Raw genomic sequence first — 15,643 nt, 5'->3', positions numbered from 1 at the left:
CTTTTCTAGGTTTCGATTTATGCTTGATCTGCTGCTCTTTCCGCTGCTTCTGCGTTCTTTTTTGGCGCTTCCGTTTACCGCACCTGCCCAGCAGCAGGTAGCTCCCAAACCCGCGGTGCAGCAGCAACAGCCCGCCGCCCAAGCAAAGCCCGAGCTGCTGGCTTGGTCGGCCAAACGCCCGCTTACCTGGGCCGATTTTAAAGCCCGCCCCAACACCGCCGACCCGTTGCACGCCCTCACCACGGCCAACATCGGCGCGCAAATTGGCTGCAAAGACTACGTTTTCTCGGCCAACGTGCAGGCCACCTTCACGCCTACCGAATCGTGGGTGAAGGCGCCGCAAACCGCTTCGGCCGCGCTGCTCCACCACGAGCAAGTACACTTCGACCTCACGGAGGTGCACGCCCGCATGCTGCGCCAACGCCTGCAAACCATCAAATTCGATTGTGAGCGGCTACAGCCGGCATTCAACAACCTGATGAAGGTAGCCATTACGGCCTGGCAGCGCGAGCAGCAACGCTACGACGTTGAAACCAACCACGGCCTGAACCTGGTGAAGCAAAAAGCCTGGCACGAGCAGGTACAACAGCGCCTCACGCAACTGCAGGCCTTTGCTGCGCCCGAGGCTACAGCCCAAAATACCGGTTATTAGCAGCTGCAGCGCAGAAATCCGTTCTGCGCTACCAACCGCACCGCGTACCTTGCGGCCATGTCAGCCGAACAATCTCCTGTAATTACTTGGTCCGACTTCGAGCGCATCGACGTTCGTGTGGGCACCATTGTGGAAGCCCGCCCCTTTCCCGAAGCGCGCAAGCCGGCTTATCAGCTGCTCATCGACCTAGGCCCCGAGGTAGGCTTGAAAAAATCGAGCGCCCAGATCACCAGGCATTACACGCCCGAAACGTTGGTGGGCCGTCAAGTGCTGTGCGTGGTCAACTTCCCAGCAAAGCAGATAGGCCCATTTCGCTCCGAGGTACTGGTAACCGGCGCCCCCGATGCCGAGGGCCATATTGTGCTGGCTTCGCTGGCCGGCCCTGTGCCCAACGGCAACCGCTTGGCTTAGCACCTAAGGCAGTAGCGCGGACTTTGGCTACGCCGCGCTACAAATGCACTGCTGAAGGTGCTACTGCCGCGGCAGCTTCACCTCGCGGGCATTAATGCTGTCAATCACTACGCCATAAATCTCCTCCAAGTCCTTGCCGTGGATAGCGTAGTACTGCATGCTTTGCCGAAACAATGTTTCGCTGGTGTTGTGCCGCTGGTACAAAGCCTTTGACTCGCGGTTGAACAGGGCCCGGGCCGAATCGGGGGAAGTACCCGCGTTTTCTACCCGGGCTTCGGTAAGGTGCAAATCCACGAGTACGCGCACCATCTTGTCGCGGGGCAACAACTGGGCGGGGCGCACGGGCTCTTCGGGCCGGTCGCACTGGCTGAACAGCAGCGTGTTCAGCAGCAAAACGAATACAATCAGAGGATGCTTCACGGCACAAAAATAACAGCTGCGGTTCCAACGCGTTATTTTAGCCACCGCTCATGAGTCAGCCCACCCCCGACAACTCCCTGCAAAGCATTTTACGGCGCCTGCGCCAGCTCGAAATCCGCATTCGCAAGGTGGTGGATGCCCAGCTGCAGGGCGATTTTCACTCGGTGTTTAAAGGCACCGGGCTGGAGTTCGACGAGGTGCGCCTGTACCAGTACGGCGACGAGGTACGCGCCATCGACTGGGCGGTATCGGCCAAAGGGCACGGCACTTTCGTGAAAACTTACAAAGAGGAGCGCGAGCAATCGGTGCTGCTGCTGCTCGATGTAAGCCGCTCGCAGCGCGTGGGGGCCGAGGGCCGCCGCAAGCTCGATGTAGCCCGCGAAATCTGCGGTATTCTGGCCCTTTCGGCGGCGCGCCAAGATGCACAGCTAGGCGTGTTGGCTTTTTCTGATCAGAAGGAGTTGTACCTGCCGCCCGGCAAAGGCCTGCGCCACGCCTACGCGCTTATCAAATCGGTTTTCTCACTGGCGCCGCAAAGCCCCGGCACCAACGTGGCCGCGGGCATCCGGCAGGCCTTAGGTTTGCTGAAGCGCCGCAGCCTGGTGCTGCTCCTCTCCGACTTCATCGATACCGAGTACGAACGGGAGCTAACCATGCTGGCCCGCAAGCACGACCTGATTGTGGTGCAGCTGCTTGATCGGCGCGAAAAGGAATTTCCGCCCCTGGGTATTGTGCCGCTCCGCGACGAAGAAACCGGCCGCACTGTGTGGGTAAATACCTCCTCCAAGGCATGGCGGGCGCGCTACCGTGCCACTTACGAGCAAAACCGCGAGCAAATCGGCCAGATTTGCCGCCGCCACCGCACGTCGTTTCTCAGCATCGCCACCGATGTCGATTACGTGCCCCAGCTTCTCAACCTGTTTCGCCTGCGCAACCGCCGCGGTGCCCAACCCCAGTCATCGGCTACTACCTAATGCAGCTTCGCTTACTCTGTTGGCTGTGGCTGCTGGTGTTGCTGCTCGGCGCCCTAGGTGCTAGTGCCCAAGCCCCAAGGCAGGCACCTGCCACTCAACCCGCAGCCGTGCCCGACTCGCTGCCGAAAGGCCGTTTTTTGCGCCCCTCGGTGCGGGTTGGCGAGTTGGTGGAGTTTGAGCTGACGTTCCGGCACGAACCTGCTCTCAATGTGGTTTTTCCCGACTCCACCGCCGAGTTCAAACCGTTTGAGTATGTGCGGCGCGAGTACTGGCCTACGCGCACCACTAATGGCATCAGCCTCGATCGGTGCCGCTACACCTTGCGCACGTTCTCCCTCGACTCGGTACAACAGCTGCAAGTGCCCGTAACGGTGCTGCGCGGCCGCGACACCGTGCTTTTGTATGCCGCGCCTGCGGCCGTTCAGTTGGTGCGCACGGCCCCCACCGTGGCCCCCGGCGCCGACTTGCCCCCGTTGCGCCAGGATTTGCGCCCGTTGCCCGTGGAGCCGCTGTTCAACTACCCGTACTGGATTGCCGGTGCGCTGGCATTGCTGGCGGCGGCGGGAGTAATCTGGTGGACGTTTGGGCGCAACCTGCGTCAGCGTTACCGGCGCTACCGCATGGCCCGCAACCACGTGTACTTTATGGCACAGTACGCCCGCCACTTCGAGCGTTTTCAGCTGAGCCGCTCGCTCGCCAACATGGAACGCTCCATCACGCTCTGGAAGAACTACCTGGCCCGCCTCGAGGGCAACTCGCTGAATACCTTAACCACCCGCGAGATTGTAGCTCATTACCAGGGCGACTCCGACGTAGCCACGGCCCTGCGTCTCTCCGACCGCATGATTTACGGCAACCAATTGCCCGACGAAGCCGCCGAGCAAACCGACCATGCCCTGGAGCTGCTCCGCCGCTTTGCCGACCGCCGCTACAAGTTGGTACGCACCGCGTCGCTGCGCCGCCAAGCCGCCAGCAAGTAGCTTGTCTCGCCCCAATGCATGCTACTGCACCTAGGCTCATGATCGGCCCTCCCAATGCTTCTGCTTAACTTTCGACCTGCATGGAGCAGTTTTGGCAGCAAGTAGTAGTACCGGCGTTCGATGGGCTCCGCTACTCCACCCTTACCAGCTACACTTGGGCGCACCCCCGGGTGCTGTTGCTGCTGGCCGCCGTACCGCTGCTGTTTTTGCTGCGCGAAGCGTTGGCCCAGCGCCGCCGCCGCAAGCTGGGCGTAGCCTTTGTGCGCGGTCAGGCCCGCAGCCATTGGAGCTCGTTGCTGCGTTTTGTGCCCGATTTTGTGCTGGCGCTCAGCCTGATGATGGGCTTGCTGGCCCTGGCCCGTCCCCAACGCACCGACGAGCGCGTGGAGCAATCGGGCCGCGGCATTGATATCGTGCTGGCCGTCGACGTGTCGGCCTCCATGGAGCTGCAAGACTTTCAGCCCAACCGCTTGGGAGCGGCCAAGCGCATGGCGCAGGCGTTCGTGCGCGGCCGCCGCGGCGACCGTATCGGCGTAGTAGCATTTGCCGGCGACGCCTACTCGGTACTGCCTCTCACCACCGATTATGAGCTGCTCACCGAAGAACTCAAAGGCCTGCGCCTAGGGCTCATCCCTACCGACGGCACGGCCATTGGCACCGCCCTAGGTGTTGCCACCAATCGCCTGCGCAACTCGCCGGGCCGCTCGCGGGTGTGCATCCTCCTCTCCGATGGCGAAAACACCGCTGGCTCGCTCGACCCGCTAACGGCCGCGCAGCTCGCCCATGCCTTCGGGCTGAAGCTTTACACCATCGGCTTGGGCAAGGACGGCACCGTGCCCTACGGCCGCGACGAACAAGGCCGCCCTAGGTTTGTGGAAACCCGCCTCGACGAAACCACCATGCGCCAGATTGCCGAAGCCGGCGCGGGCCAGTTCTTCCGGGCCACCGATAACTCGGCCTTGCAGCGCGTATTTGCCCAGATTGATCAGCTCGAGAAAACCGAGGTAAAGCTGACGCGCTACCGCAACACCCACGATTACTACCGCTTTTACCTGTATTGGTGCCTTGGCTTGTGGCTGCTGTGGCTTGGGCTGAAAAATACCTTTATGGTAAGCGCCATGGAGGACTAAGTGCCGCATAAGGTGCGGCACGCTGCCAGCCGCTACCTTTGCCGCCATGTCGATAGCAGATAACATTCGTGCTTTCCAGCAGGAGTTGGCCGGTACCCGGTGCCGCTTGGTTGCCGTGTCCAAAACGCACCCCGTCGAGCTAATTCAAGAGGCCTACGACGCGGGGCAGCGGCTGTTCGGCGAAAACCGCGTGCAGGAGCTCACGGCCAAGCAGCCCGAGCTACCCGCCGATATCGAGTGGCACCTCATCGGGCACCTCCAAACCAACAAGGTAAAGTACATCGCCCCGTTTGTGCACACCATTCAGAGCATTGATAGCCTGAAGCTGCTGCTCGAAGTGGAGCGCCAAGCGGCCAAGCATCAGCGCCAAATACGCGTGCTGCTGCAGTTCCACATCGCCGACGAAGAAACCAAGTTCGGGTTGTCGTGGGAAGAGGCCGAAACCATGCTGCGTGATGCGGCGGTGCAACAACTGCAGCACGTGCGCATTGCTGGCGTAATGGGCATCGCCACTAACACCGACGACGAAAGCAAGCTGCGCCAAGAGTTCGGTACGCTGCGCGGCTACTTCGAACGGCTGAAAGCCGAGTTCTTCAATAACAACCAGGAGTTCAGCGAAATATCGATGGGTATGAGCGGTGACTTTCGCTTGGCCATTGAGGAGGGTAGCACGCTCATCAGAGTGGGCAGCGCCATCTTCGGCAGCCGCGCCTACCCAGCCTAGGAGCACCTCGGCTGTGGCATGGCTTTTGGCCGTGCCCACCAAAAGCCGCTTACCTTTGCAATGCTCCCCACCGTTTGCTCAGCTTTTACTTCCGCTGCATGACTGCTCGCCTCATCATTATTACCGCTGCCATTCTGGGTGCCCTAGGTGTTTCGCTGGGGGCTTTTGGGGCCCACGCCTTCAAGGCTCACCTCGAGGCTACCGGCCGGCTCGAGACTTTCGAAACCGCGGTGCGCTATCAGTTTTACCATACCCTTGCCCTCATGGCCCTAGGTGTACTGCGCCTGGTACGCCCCGATGCGGTAAGCCTGGGCACGGTGGCCTGGTTGTGGCTCGCCGGCATCATCATCTTCAGCGGCTCGTTGTACCTGCTGTGCTTCACGGGCCTGCGCTGGCTGGGCGCCATTACGCCTATTGGCGGGGTGCTGTTTATCATCGGGTGGGTGATGCTGGCCGTGGCAGCCATGCGCCTCGCCTAGGTAGCCGCAACGCACAACAACACAAAGGCCCGGTTGGCAGCTGCCAACCGGGCCTTTGCTTTATCAGCTAAGCCGTAATTACGACTTCTTGGCCTTTACCTTGGTTTTGGTCTCGGTTTCCTTGGTTTTGGTTTTAGCCTCAACGCTGGCCTCTGCTGGAGCCGGAGCGGCAGCCGGGTCGAGGATCTCGCCTACCAGCGAAACCATGGTGCTGCCACCGGCGGCGTTCGACTCGATGGTGAGGACTTTGTTTTGCATGCCCAGCTTGCCGGCCGAGTTAAACTTGGCCGTAATGCTGCCGGTTTTGCCCGGCATAATGGGGTCCTTCGTCCAGTCGGGCGTGGTGCAGCCGCAGCTGGTGCCGATGTTCGAGATTACCAGCGGAGCAGTACCCGTGTTCTTGAACTTGAACGTGTGCTCTACCACGTCGCCCTGCTTGATTTTGCCGAAATCATACTTCATCTCGGTAAAGCTGATGGCGGGGCCATTGGCCTTGGCAGTAGCGGCTTGTGCGGGAGCCGCGGGGGTTTGAGCCTGAGCGGCGAAGCCGGCCAACGAGAGCGACAGCGCCAGTACAAGTGCCTTTTTCATGGTGCGGGTGACTGTTAGAGTTGGAGAGTAATTCAATTTATGCCTTTCGCGCCGCTTGCCAACAATCGGACCAATTGCGTGAAGCCGCGATGAACAAAGCTACCAGATGCGTACCATTCGGCGACGGTGTTTGCGGGAGTACCGTTTGGGGTCGGGGCAGTTTTCGTAGGCTTGCTTATCCTGCTTCGAAAGCGGCAGCTGCTGTCGGGCTTCGGGGGCAGTTTGGTTGCGCCACACCGAGGGCCTGTTGCTACTGGCATCGGTGGGCGGCGTGGACCGGCGCTGCGGCTTAGCGGGCAGCACCTGCGCCTTTGCCAACTGGGCGCTGCCCAGCCACAACCAACAACCAATACCTAGGGCGCAGACAAGCTTCATGCGGCAGCTTCAAGTTGCTACCGCAACACCGCCTCTGCCCGATTCATTCCGCGCCGCCGTCAACAAGTTTGGCGTTGAAATTCAGCAAGAAGAGCTTTTCGGAAGCACGTGTAACGGCCGTATAGAGCCAACGCGTGAACTCGGCGTTGATCATGTCTTCCTTCAGAAAACCGTGGTCAACGAACACAGCGGGCCACTGGCCACCCTGCGCCTTGTGGCAGGTAAGCGCGTAGGCAAACTTTACCTGCAGGGCGTTCAGGTACGGATCGGCGCGCATGGCGGCGGCTTTCTCCTTCTTGGTAGTTAGGTGAGAGTAGTCCTCGCTTACGGCTTCGTACAACGCTTTAGAGCGGTCGGCCGGGAAAGCGGGGCTTTCGGTGTGTAGGGTATCGAGCAGCAGGCGCGCCTCCAGCTCGGGCTCGTCGGGGTAGTCGACGAGGCGCAGGCGGGCGTCGGCAAAGCGGCAACCAAATTCTTCGATGCGGCGCACAATTTTGGTTACCTCCACAAAGTCGCCGTTGGCCAAAAAGCCCGCTTCCGATTCGGCTGGCAGCCAAGTGTAGTTGTTGCGCACCACCATCAGGTAGTCACCGGCTTCAATCTCATCTTCAGCATCAAACAAGGTGCGCCGAATCAGTTGATTATACTGATTGGCGTTTTTGTTAGAGCGGCAGATAATGGTGGTATTCTCGTGGCCGTAGTGCCGGTAAGCCCAGCGCAACCCGTCCTCCAGCTTGTCGCCGCCCATTTTGTAAATGTCGGGGTAGCCTTTGGTGACGAATTGAATGTTGGGGTTGGCTTCGGCGGAGCCCGGTGTAGCTTCTTGCGCATCACGCAGCTCTTCGCGCAGCACGGTGGCATTCATCAAGATACCCGACGACTCGGCCTGGCGCATCACCTGGCGCAGCTCGGCGGCCTCTACGCGGCAGCGGTACGAGCTGGCCAGCACGCCGGGGTCGAGGGCCGGGCTAATGCTTTGGCCAACCGGCGGCAGCTGGGCCGTATCGCCAATGAGCAGCAGGCGGTTAGTGGTTTTCTCGAACACGTAGCCGAGCAGGTCGTCGAGCAAAGCACTTTCGCCAAACGACTTCTCGTTCGAAATCATCGAGGCTTCGTCGACGATAAAGATGGTTTCGCCGGAGCGGTTGGGCTGCCGCGCAAAAGCCATGCTCTCCGAACCACCCGATTTGCGGTAAATGCGCTTGTGAATGGTGCTGGCCGGCACCCCCGAGTACTGCGACATTACCTTGGCCGCGCGTCCCGTGGGCGCCATCAGCACGTACTTCCGGCCCATTTTATCGAGCCACTTTACCAAGGCGCTTACCACCGTGGTTTTGCCGGTACCGGCGTAGCCGCGCAGCAAAAACACCTTCCGGCCGGGCAGTTGGTCTTTCAGAAAACCATCGAGCTGCCCAAACAGATACGATTGATCTTCGGTGGGCTCGTAGGGGAAATAGTTGCGAACGGAGGGTATGCGGGTAGTTATCATCGTGGCTGAGCTCAGCTCTTAGAACAACAAGTTAGGCAGGCTTATTCGACGCGTGGTACACATATTTATCCCAGAGCCGAAAACCTTGCTGCAGCACACGGCGGAGGGTATTTCGCTCTTCGCGTTTCCAATGTTGGGCTTGCCGTTGGCGCTCAGCTGAAATCTGCCAGAACCTATGCAATCGTATAGCTTATCGAAAACACGGTTTCGGACGGGGCCGCGCCGCATCCAGCCACTAAACTCAGCGCCTGCACCATTGGCTAAGTCGTCGAAGAAGTGCCAAGCATGCATGCAGTCATGACAAGGCACTTTTTTGTGCGGTGCATCTATCCAATTCCGCGCAGCATCCAAATTTTGGCACCGCGGTTCTTCCTCCTGCACCTCTACCCCTAGGTTGCCGGCTAACGCGATTAACTCCGCAGGACTGCCAAAGCCAGGAATCTGCCCTGCTTCGTTGGCCCACACGGCATCTTCGTTTTCAGCAGTACGCCACAGAAAGTACCAATCTCGCTGCTGATAGCGTATCCAGGAGATGTAATACTTCCAGTATTCGGCGCCGCTAATTGCCACGTTGGTATGGTTTAGCCAGCAGGTTCGATGATAGCCATTGTGGCCGTAGCCTTCGCTATCAGCAAGCCTTCTTCGGGGTTGTTGCCGCCGAAAGCGCGCACTTCAGCTTCGCAGAACTGCAAGCGGCGGCCGCCTTTCAGCACCCAACCCGTGGCAATGAGCTTATCACCTAGGCCGGGGTGCAGGTAGCTTACTTTCAGCTCGGCGGTTACGAGGCCGTGGTCGTCGGGGATGAGCGTAACGCCGGCAAAGCCGGCTACGAGGTCGGCCATGGTGGCTACGAGGCCGCCGTGGGCAAACCCGCGCTGCTGCTGGTGCTGCTTGCCTAGGTCGAGTTCGGCCTGCACGCGGCCGGGCTCGATGGTGGTGAGGTCGGCACCGATGAGGTGCATAAAGTGCTGGCGCTCCAGCTTGCGACGAATACGCGCCGTGAGTTCGTCGGTGGGGGCAGTGGTATGCGAAGTAGACATTGCCGCAAAGGTACCGCCCTAGGTCGGCCTTCGCCAATCAGCACCCAAAGCACGTATCTTTTCGCAGGCTTCATCCCTGATAATCATGAACCTGTCGGACTATCTTATTTCGGGCGCGTTGGGCTTGGCTTTGGCAGCGTGCAGCGGCTTTCGGGTATTTGTGCCGCTGTTGGCGGCCAGCATTGCTTACCGCACCGGCTACTTGGCGCCTTCGCCGGGCTTTGCGTGGCTGGGCACTTGGGCCGCCTTAGGTGTGCTGGGCACCGCCACCCTGGCCGAAATGCTGGCCTACTACTTTCCGGTGGTCGATAATTTGCTCGATTCGCTTACCACGCCGGCTTCGTTTGTAGCGGGCACGTTGCTGATGACGGCTGCTTTGCCCGAGCTAAACCCGGTGCTGCGCTGGGGCTTGGGCGTGTTGGTAGGCGGCGGCACGGCGGGGCTTATCCAAACTGGCACGGCCGTGCTACGGACGGGCTCAACGGCTGCTACTGGCGGCTTGGGCAACCCCGTGCTGGCCACCATCGAGAACACCTTGGCAATTGTAGGCTCGGTATTGGGCCTACTTTTGCCGCTGCTGGTAGCCGGTGTAGCAATAGCTGCTATCGTATTCATCGGCAGACGGTTGCGGCGTTGGCGGCAGCGCCGGCAAGCAAATTTTTCGACCAGCAGCCCCAACCATAGCGGCATTTAATAGGTTTAGGGGCCTGTTACCGCTCCGCTTACCACACCTATGCCTGTTTCCTCCGCCTCACCCGAATCGTTGCTGCAAGCCTACACCGAACGTGCCCGCGTGCGCGTGTGCGGCCTGCTCGTGCACGATGGTTCCTTGCTTCTGACTGCGCATCGGGGCCTGTTGGCCAACGACGAACCGTTTTGGTCGCCGCCAGGCGGCGGGTGGCAGTTTGGCGAAACCCTGCGCGAGGGCGTGGCGCGCGAGTTTCAAGAAGAAACTGGCCTGCTAGTACAAGTTGGACGCTTTTTGCACCTGCACGAGTACCACGGCGACCGGCTGCAAGCCCTCGAAATGTTTTTTGAAGTACTGCCCACCGACCCCAAAGCGCTGCCGCGCCTAGGCTCCGACCCCGAGCATCACCCCGATAAGCAGTTGCTCACGCAGCTGGCCTGGCTTTCGCCGCGCGAGCTGGTGAAGCTGCCGCCGCGGCAAGTGCACCCCATTCTGCGCGACCTCATCAGCGCCGACGACGCGTATATTCCGCAACTCCGGCTGCGCTAATAGCGGCATAAAACGGCGGCCTGCTTACCTTTAGCGGATATTAGTTCTGCTGTGCTGCCTGTGTCTCACGCCGATTCTGCCGATTTCGTTGCCACTGCGGCTTTGCCTACCGCCTTGCACCGCCTGCGCGACGAAACCCTTGATACCGCCAACCTCGCGGGCTACAACCTGTACCTAACCGCGGGTGCCCACGGCTTGCGCGTGGGCGTAGCCGACGTGCGCCGCAACAAGTTTGTGGTGCTCGAAGACTATGCTCCTGAGCCCGCTACCTCCTTAGCCGGCCAACTGCAAGCCTTGGCCAGCCACCACGATCTAGTGGGCCGACCCGGGTGGAACCGCGTGCGCCTGGCCGTGCAAAACCGCAATTTCACGCTGTTGCCCGCCCCGTTGTTCCGCGATGGCGACGAGGCCGCTTACCTGCGCCTGCACCACCAGCTCGATCCGCAACACGAGGTGGTGCGCCGCTTTTTGCACCCCAACCGCGAGGTAGTAAGCGTTTTCTCGATTGAAAAGGCCTTGGCCGAGTGGTTTGAGCGCACTTATCCGCAGCAAAAGCTGCTGCACCAAACCAGCGCCTTGCTCGAGGGGGTGGTGCACCAAAGCGAGCGGCAGGGCCCGCCTAGGTTGTTTCTGAGCGTGGGCCCGCACGAGCTTACCATTGCCGTGGTGCGCGAAAAACGCCCGCTGTTCTGCAACGTTTTCAACTTCAGCACGCCCGAGGATTTTATTTACTACGTCATCTTGGTGATGCAGGAGCTTGGCCTGAACCCCGACGACGACCCCGTAGCGGTGTACGGCGACCTGATGCACGATTCGGAGCTGTTTTCGGTGCTGCGCAAGTACATCCGCAACGTGCGTTTCGGCAACCGCCCCTACGACCTCAGCTATAGCTACCGCCTCAACGACGTGTTTGAGTACCGCTACTTTGAGTTGTACAGCCTGCACCTCTGCGAGTAACCTCTACCCTAGCGCATGCGCATTGCCTTATTTCCCGGCTCGTTCGACCCGTTTACCAACGGCCACCTCGATGTGGTACGCCGCGGCACCGAGCTATTCGACCACATCATCGTTGCCATCGGCAACAACAGCAGCAAAACGCGTTACCTGTCCGTTGAGCACACGGTTGATATCATAAACGAGGTGTTTCGCGACGAGCCGCGTGTTTCGGTGCAGGCGTACAAAGGCCTTACGGCCGATTTTGCGCGCGAAACGGGTGCACGGTTTCTGCTGCGCGGCCTGCGCAATACCACCGATTTCGAGTATGAAAACACCATTGCGCAAGCAAACCGCCACGTAAACCCCGAGCTAGAAACCGTTTTCCTGATTACCTCCCCTGCTCTGGCCGCCATCAGCAGCACCATCATCCGCGAGATTCACCGCTTTGGCGGCAACGTCGATGACTTCGTGCCATTTCAGATGCCTCCGGCCCCACAGCCCTAGGTGCTCAGCAACCCTTAGCAAACCCCGAACGCGGAAGCACCCTAGGGTGTTCCGCGTTCGGGGTTTACGGGACCAAGTTACTTGCGGGCTAGCACCCGGATTCCCATAATTTTCGACGGTTCGGCGGGGCTCGGCACAGGCAGCACCAAGTAAGTGTCGCCTACCAGATCGAGGTTGCCGCGGCGCATTAGCTCGTCTTCGTTGGTACCAAGCAGCACCAAATCGCGCACTTTGCGGGTGTGGGCATTGAAGGTGGCTACGATGGTGGCGCCTTGGTAGTCGAAGGTATTCGTCCACTCCTCGGCTTGGCTTGTGCGCAACTGCACGGCAGTAGGTTCGGCAGCCAGTGGCAACGCTTGGGTTTCGCGCGGCTTGCCAAGGGCTTTGCGCACCTCGTCAATGTTGCGGCCTACCAGATCCGGTACATTAAGTACTGGAGGTGCCGCACGCTTGGCCCGGTTGGGCGGTAAGGCATCAACTTCGACGGCAGGAGTAGTGCGGGTACAAGCAATACCCGCGCAAGCCAGCAGTACTAGCAACAGCAGGCACGATCGGTTCAAACGCATACGCTACACGCAGGAATCCGGGGCCAATGCGGCCGCCCCGGCAAGCTTACGCTACTTGTTACTGACGGTAGCAGCACCAGCCACCTCACTTAAGTAGTGGCGCACCACCAACGAAATGGAGGCGTATGACTCATCGAGGGCTTTAAGCGCCTCCTGGGGCTGCATCCAGCGCACTTCTTCGATGTATTCTTCGGCCTGCGGCTTCATCAATGTATCATCGAGGCACTGCATTATGTACCAGTTGGTCTTCTTTAGAATCTTGTTGCCGTTGTAGGCGTAAGAGTGCCACGTGCTGGGCAGCTTGTCGCCCAACGAAACCTTAATGTTGCACTCCTCCTCCACTTCGCGTAGTGCGCCTTCGGCGGGGTCTTCGTCTTTCTTGAGCTTGCCCTTGGGCAAATCCCATTTGCCCAAGCGGTAGATCATCAACACCAATCCCTCTTTCACCACCAAGCCACCAGCGGCTTTCGCAATCTTAAACTGGTCTTTGAGGTGCAGGATGAGGGCTTTTTTCTTTTTCGTCATGAGCGTGAGCGAGGTAAGCTTCTTGAGCTTTTTTACCTCCATCAGGCGCAGCATGCGGTCGATAAAAGCCGGCGTAACGTCGCGCACCAGCACATCACCCACCAGGTCCTTCGAGATGAACTCGTCTTCGGGCCCCAGGATGAGGTCGTAGCGGTGCTTGTAGACCTTTTCGGAGGTCTTCTTAATGATTATTGGGATGTCGTTGATGAAAACGTTCATCGCGGCAAGTCGGAAGGAAAATGGGAGCAGATGGTCGTCTGGCAGGCTGCAAAACACAGCATTAATTTCGGTATTACGAAAGGTGCGTGGGTGCTAAAGGCCAGCTGAAGTAGCCGGGTGTGACGGCCAATTAGGCGGAATACGGTTATGAGCGAGAAAGGTAACACGCTCCCCGAATATTCACTTCATTGTGGCACCCTAGGTTTGTTGCGCGCGTACTTTGCACCTGCAACCTCAACGCTACCGCCATGCAAATCGGCCTGCTCTCCGATACCCACACCTACCTCGACGACCGCATTTTGCACCACCTGCAAGGCTGCGACGAGATATGGCACGCCGGCGACGTAGGCCACGAGAAAGTTCTTGACGAGTTGCAGGCAGTAGCGCCCCTGCGCGCCGTGTACGGCAACATCGACGACCGTACCATTCGTCTGCGCTGCCCCGAGCACCAGATTTTTGAGGTGAATGGCCTAAAGGTGCTCATCACCCATATTGGCGGCTACCCGGGCCGCTACGCGCCACCGGCCCGCCCGCTGCTGCAGCAAGAGCGGCCAGGGCTGTTCATCTGCGGCCACTCGCACATTTTGCGCGTCATGCCCGACCGCCAGTTGGGCTTACTGCACCTCAACCCGGGCGCGGCCGGCAAGCACGGCTTTCACAAAGTGCGCACCCTGCTCAAATTCCAAGTTGAGAATGGCAAAGTGGAGCAGTTGCAGGCAGTGGAGCTCGGCCCGCGGGTATAGTACGCTGTAGCGCGGGCTTCAGCCCGCGTTGGCGTGAGCGTAATCCTCAGACTCCGTTTAATACTTATCGCTCTAGCAAACGCGGGCTTCAGCCCGCGCTACACAAAAAACAAAAGCGCCTTGCGTGGCCACGCAAGGCGCTTTTTGCTATTACCAGCCGACCGGCCGGGATGCCGTTTCGGCTTCCCGCGGAGGAAGCCGCGGCTTAAAACTTAGGCAGCAGCTTCGTTCTTTTTGAAGCTAGCCTTCAGCTCCTCGATGTCCACGTTCTTCAGAACGGGCGTGCGGAGCAGATCTTTAATTTCCTGCACCTTGTTGTTGGCGCGGGCGATGTTCTTGCGGTGCTTACGCTTAAGACGAGTAACGGTCATGACGCGGTCGGTTTGAGTCTATTCTGCAGAATGAGGGGGCAAAGGTAAGCAAAAGTTCGACACGTTTTGCTCCTCGCCCAGTGATTGTTGCCAATTCGGGCGGCAAATATAGCAGCAAGTTCGCGCCCGGGCTGTAGTTTGGTATCCACAAATGGCCAAGCCAAGCGGCCTGGCTAGCTCATCAGCAACCGTAACAGCACCCTAGGTGCTTCTACCTCAATAACCATGATTGATTTACGCTCCGATACCATTACCCGCCCTACCCCTGCCATGCTAGAGGCCATGTTCTGCGCGCAGGTAGGCGACGACGTGTACGAAGAGGACCCCACCGTGCGGGAGCTGGAAAACGAATGTGCCAGCCGCTTCGGCATGGAGGCCGGCTTGTTCTGCCCCTCCGGCACCATGACCAACCAAATTGCCATCAAAGCACACACGCAGCCGATGTCGGAGGTGGTGTGCGAGCAAACCTCGCATATCTACCTCTGGGAAGTGGGCGGCATTGCCTTTCACTCGGGTGCCTCGGTGGCGCTGCTGCCCGGCGACCGGGGCCGGCTTACGGCCGCGCAAGTGGCAGCGGCCATTCGCTCGGAAAACGTGCATTACCCCAATACCAGCCTCATCAGCCTCGAAAACACCCACAACCGCGGCGGCGGCAGCTGCTACAGCTGGCAGGCCCTCGAAGAAATTGCCGAGCTAGCCCAAAGCAAAAGCATTCCGCTGCATCTCGATGGGGCCCGCATCTTCAACGCTTTGGTAGCCACTGGCCAGCGCAGCGAAGACTACGGCCAGCTGTTCGACTCGATTTCGATTTGCCTGAGCAAAGGCCTGGGTACGCCCGTGGGCTCGGTGCTGGTGGGCACGCAGGAGTTTATTCGTAAGTGCAAGCGCATTCGGAAAGCCATGGGCGGCGGCTGGCGCCAAGCCGGGTATTTAGCCGCAGCTGGTCTCTACGCCCTCGAAAACCACGTGGAGCGCCTTGCCGACGACCACCGCCGCGCCCGCCAGTTGGCCGAAGCGCTGGAGCAGGCGCCGTACGTCGAGTATGTATTGCCGGCCGAAACCAACCTGGTCATTTTCCGACTGCGCGAGGGTCTTACCGAAGACCAGTTCCTGGCTCACCTAGGCGAGTTCGGCGTTAAAGCCTCGGCCTTTGGTCCGCAGATGGTGCGCTTCGTAACCCACCTCGATGTGGACGACGCTGGCATTGAACGCGTGCTCGAAGCTTTGCGCGCTGTACCGCAGTACGCCTAAATGCAAAGAGCCGCCCCAACAAACAA

General features: G+C 59.6%; 21 protein-coding genes. 13 read left to right on the top strand and 8 right to left on the bottom strand.

The window, feature by feature from the left end; genetic code table 11:
• Positions 1-19 precede the first annotated feature (19 nt).
• Both ASU33_RS07600 and ASU33_RS07595 read left to right on the top strand, forming a co-directional pair.
• Positions 20-652 (top strand): DUF922 domain-containing protein, encoded by a 633-nt coding sequence (locus ASU33_RS07600; RefSeq protein ID WP_059069841.1) that lies wholly within the window; start codon positions 20-22, stop codon positions 650-652.
• A gap of 57 nt (positions 653-709) precedes the next feature.
• Positions 710-1,063: a tRNA-binding protein gene (locus tag ASU33_RS07595; RefSeq protein WP_059069840.1), complete on the top strand. Its 354-nt coding sequence runs from the start codon at positions 710-712 to the stop codon at positions 1,061-1,063.
• 60 nt (positions 1,064-1,123) lie between these two features.
• Here the strand turns inward: ASU33_RS07595 and ASU33_RS07590 are convergent, their stop codons facing one another.
• On the bottom strand, positions 1,124-1,483 hold the full coding sequence (locus ASU33_RS07590) for a DUF4296 domain-containing protein (RefSeq protein ID WP_059069838.1): 360 nt from the start codon (positions 1,481-1,483) through the stop codon (positions 1,124-1,126).
• Positions 1,484-1,533: 50 nt separating this feature from the next.
• Between ASU33_RS07590 and ASU33_RS07585 the strand changes: the two genes are divergently transcribed.
• The 5 genes from ASU33_RS07585 to ASU33_RS07565 all read left to right on the top strand — a co-directional run bounded on the left by ASU33_RS07585 (position 1,534) and on the right by ASU33_RS07565 (position 5,770).
• Positions 1,534-2,457 carry a DUF58 domain-containing protein gene (locus ASU33_RS07585; protein WP_078062960.1) on the top strand — a complete coding sequence of 308 codons (924 nt, stop codon included), beginning with the start codon at positions 1,534-1,536 and terminating at the stop codon, positions 2,455-2,457.
• Positions 2,457-3,437, top strand: a complete 981-nt coding sequence (locus ASU33_RS07580) for a hypothetical protein (RefSeq protein WP_059069836.1) — start codon at positions 2,457-2,459, stop codon at positions 3,435-3,437. Before ASU33_RS07585 ends, ASU33_RS07580 begins: the two co-directional genes overlap by 1 nt.
• An 80-nt stretch (positions 3,438-3,517) precedes the next feature.
• Positions 3,518-4,567, top strand: coding sequence for a VWA domain-containing protein (locus ASU33_RS07575; RefSeq protein ID WP_059069834.1), 1,050 nt, complete (start codon positions 3,518-3,520; stop codon positions 4,565-4,567).
• A 46-nt stretch (positions 4,568-4,613) separates the two neighbouring features.
• Positions 4,614-5,291: a YggS family pyridoxal phosphate-dependent enzyme gene (locus ASU33_RS07570; RefSeq protein ID WP_059069832.1), complete on the top strand. Its 678-nt coding sequence runs from the start codon at positions 4,614-4,616 to the stop codon at positions 5,289-5,291.
• A gap of 98 nt (positions 5,292-5,389) precedes the next feature.
• Positions 5,390-5,770, top strand: coding sequence for a DUF423 domain-containing protein (locus tag ASU33_RS07565; protein WP_059069830.1), 381 nt, complete (start codon positions 5,390-5,392; stop codon positions 5,768-5,770).
• A gap of 78 nt (positions 5,771-5,848) precedes the next feature.
• Here the strand turns inward: ASU33_RS07565 and ASU33_RS07560 are convergent, their stop codons facing one another.
• From ASU33_RS07560 to ASU33_RS07540, 4 genes are all read right to left on the bottom strand, one after another.
• Positions 5,849-6,361, bottom strand: coding sequence for a DUF1573 domain-containing protein (locus tag ASU33_RS07560; protein ID WP_078062959.1), 513 nt, complete (start codon positions 6,359-6,361; stop codon positions 5,849-5,851).
• 99 nt (positions 6,362-6,460) lie between these two features.
• Positions 6,461-6,736, bottom strand: coding sequence for a hypothetical protein (locus ASU33_RS07555; protein WP_059069828.1), 276 nt, complete (start codon positions 6,734-6,736; stop codon positions 6,461-6,463).
• Positions 6,737-6,779: 43 nt separating this feature from the next.
• Positions 6,780-8,225, bottom strand: coding sequence for an ATP-dependent DNA helicase (locus ASU33_RS07550; protein WP_059069826.1), 1,446 nt, complete (start codon positions 8,223-8,225; stop codon positions 6,780-6,782).
• A gap of 581 nt (positions 8,226-8,806) precedes the next feature.
• The gene (locus ASU33_RS07540) at positions 8,807-9,265 is read right to left on the bottom strand and encodes a PaaI family thioesterase (RefSeq protein WP_059069822.1); all 459 of its coding nucleotides are present in this window, start codon (positions 9,263-9,265) and stop codon (positions 8,807-8,809) included.
• 85 nt (positions 9,266-9,350) lie between these two features.
• On the opposite strand from ASU33_RS07540, the gene ASU33_RS07535 reads away from it, so the two are divergent.
• The 4 genes from ASU33_RS07535 to coaD are packed head-to-tail and all read left to right on the top strand — an operon-like array spanning position 9,351 to position 11,942.
• Entirely contained in the window at positions 9,351-9,959 is a 609-nt protein-coding gene (locus tag ASU33_RS07535; RefSeq protein WP_059069820.1) for a DUF4126 domain-containing protein, read from the top strand.
• A 39-nt stretch (positions 9,960-9,998) separates the two neighbouring features.
• Positions 9,999-10,502, top strand: a complete 504-nt coding sequence (locus tag ASU33_RS07530) for an NUDIX domain-containing protein (RefSeq protein WP_059069818.1) — start codon at positions 9,999-10,001, stop codon at positions 10,500-10,502.
• A gap of 60 nt (positions 10,503-10,562) precedes the next feature.
• Positions 10,563-11,459: a DUF3822 family protein gene (locus ASU33_RS07525; RefSeq protein ID WP_160328152.1), complete on the top strand. Its 897-nt coding sequence runs from the start codon at positions 10,563-10,565 to the stop codon at positions 11,457-11,459.
• A 15-nt stretch (positions 11,460-11,474) separates the two neighbouring features.
• Positions 11,475-11,942 carry a pantetheine-phosphate adenylyltransferase gene (gene coaD / locus ASU33_RS07520; protein WP_059069814.1) on the top strand — a complete coding sequence of 156 codons (468 nt, stop codon included), beginning with the start codon at positions 11,475-11,477 and terminating at the stop codon, positions 11,940-11,942.
• A gap of 77 nt (positions 11,943-12,019) precedes the next feature.
• Here the strand turns inward: coaD and ASU33_RS07515 are convergent, their stop codons facing one another.
• Together ASU33_RS07515 and ASU33_RS07510 are read right to left on the bottom strand one after the other, a co-directional pair.
• Positions 12,020-12,508 carry a hypothetical protein gene (locus ASU33_RS07515; RefSeq protein WP_059069812.1) on the bottom strand — a complete coding sequence of 163 codons (489 nt, stop codon included), beginning with the start codon at positions 12,506-12,508 and terminating at the stop codon, positions 12,020-12,022.
• A gap of 51 nt (positions 12,509-12,559) precedes the next feature.
• On the bottom strand, positions 12,560-13,252 hold the full coding sequence (locus ASU33_RS07510) for an NUDIX hydrolase (protein WP_059069810.1): 693 nt from the start codon (positions 13,250-13,252) through the stop codon (positions 12,560-12,562).
• A gap of 248 nt (positions 13,253-13,500) precedes the next feature.
• Here ASU33_RS07510 and ASU33_RS07505 point away from each other — a divergent pair, with 248 nt between their 5' ends.
• On the top strand, positions 13,501-13,995 hold the full coding sequence (locus ASU33_RS07505) for a metallophosphoesterase family protein (protein ID WP_059069808.1): 495 nt from the start codon (positions 13,501-13,503) through the stop codon (positions 13,993-13,995).
• Between the two features lie 212 nt (positions 13,996-14,207).
• Here the strand turns inward: ASU33_RS07505 and ASU33_RS21585 are convergent, their stop codons facing one another.
• A complete protein-coding gene (locus ASU33_RS21585) occupies positions 14,208-14,366 on the bottom strand; it encodes a hypothetical protein (RefSeq protein ID WP_173664832.1) in 159 nt (52 codons plus the stop codon).
• 225 nt (positions 14,367-14,591) lie between these two features.
• Between ASU33_RS21585 and ASU33_RS07500 the strand changes: the two genes are divergently transcribed.
• Positions 14,592-15,617: a threonine aldolase family protein gene (locus ASU33_RS07500; RefSeq protein ID WP_059069806.1), complete on the top strand. Its 1,026-nt coding sequence runs from the start codon at positions 14,592-14,594 to the stop codon at positions 15,615-15,617.
• Positions 15,618-15,643 lie beyond the last annotated feature (26 nt).

This window comes from Solirubrum puertoriconensis, assembly GCF_001483135.1.
Lineage (GTDB): Bacteria > Bacteroidota > Bacteroidia > Cytophagales > Hymenobacteraceae > Solirubrum > Solirubrum puertoriconensis.
This window is presented reverse-complemented; position numbering and strand designations above follow the sequence as displayed.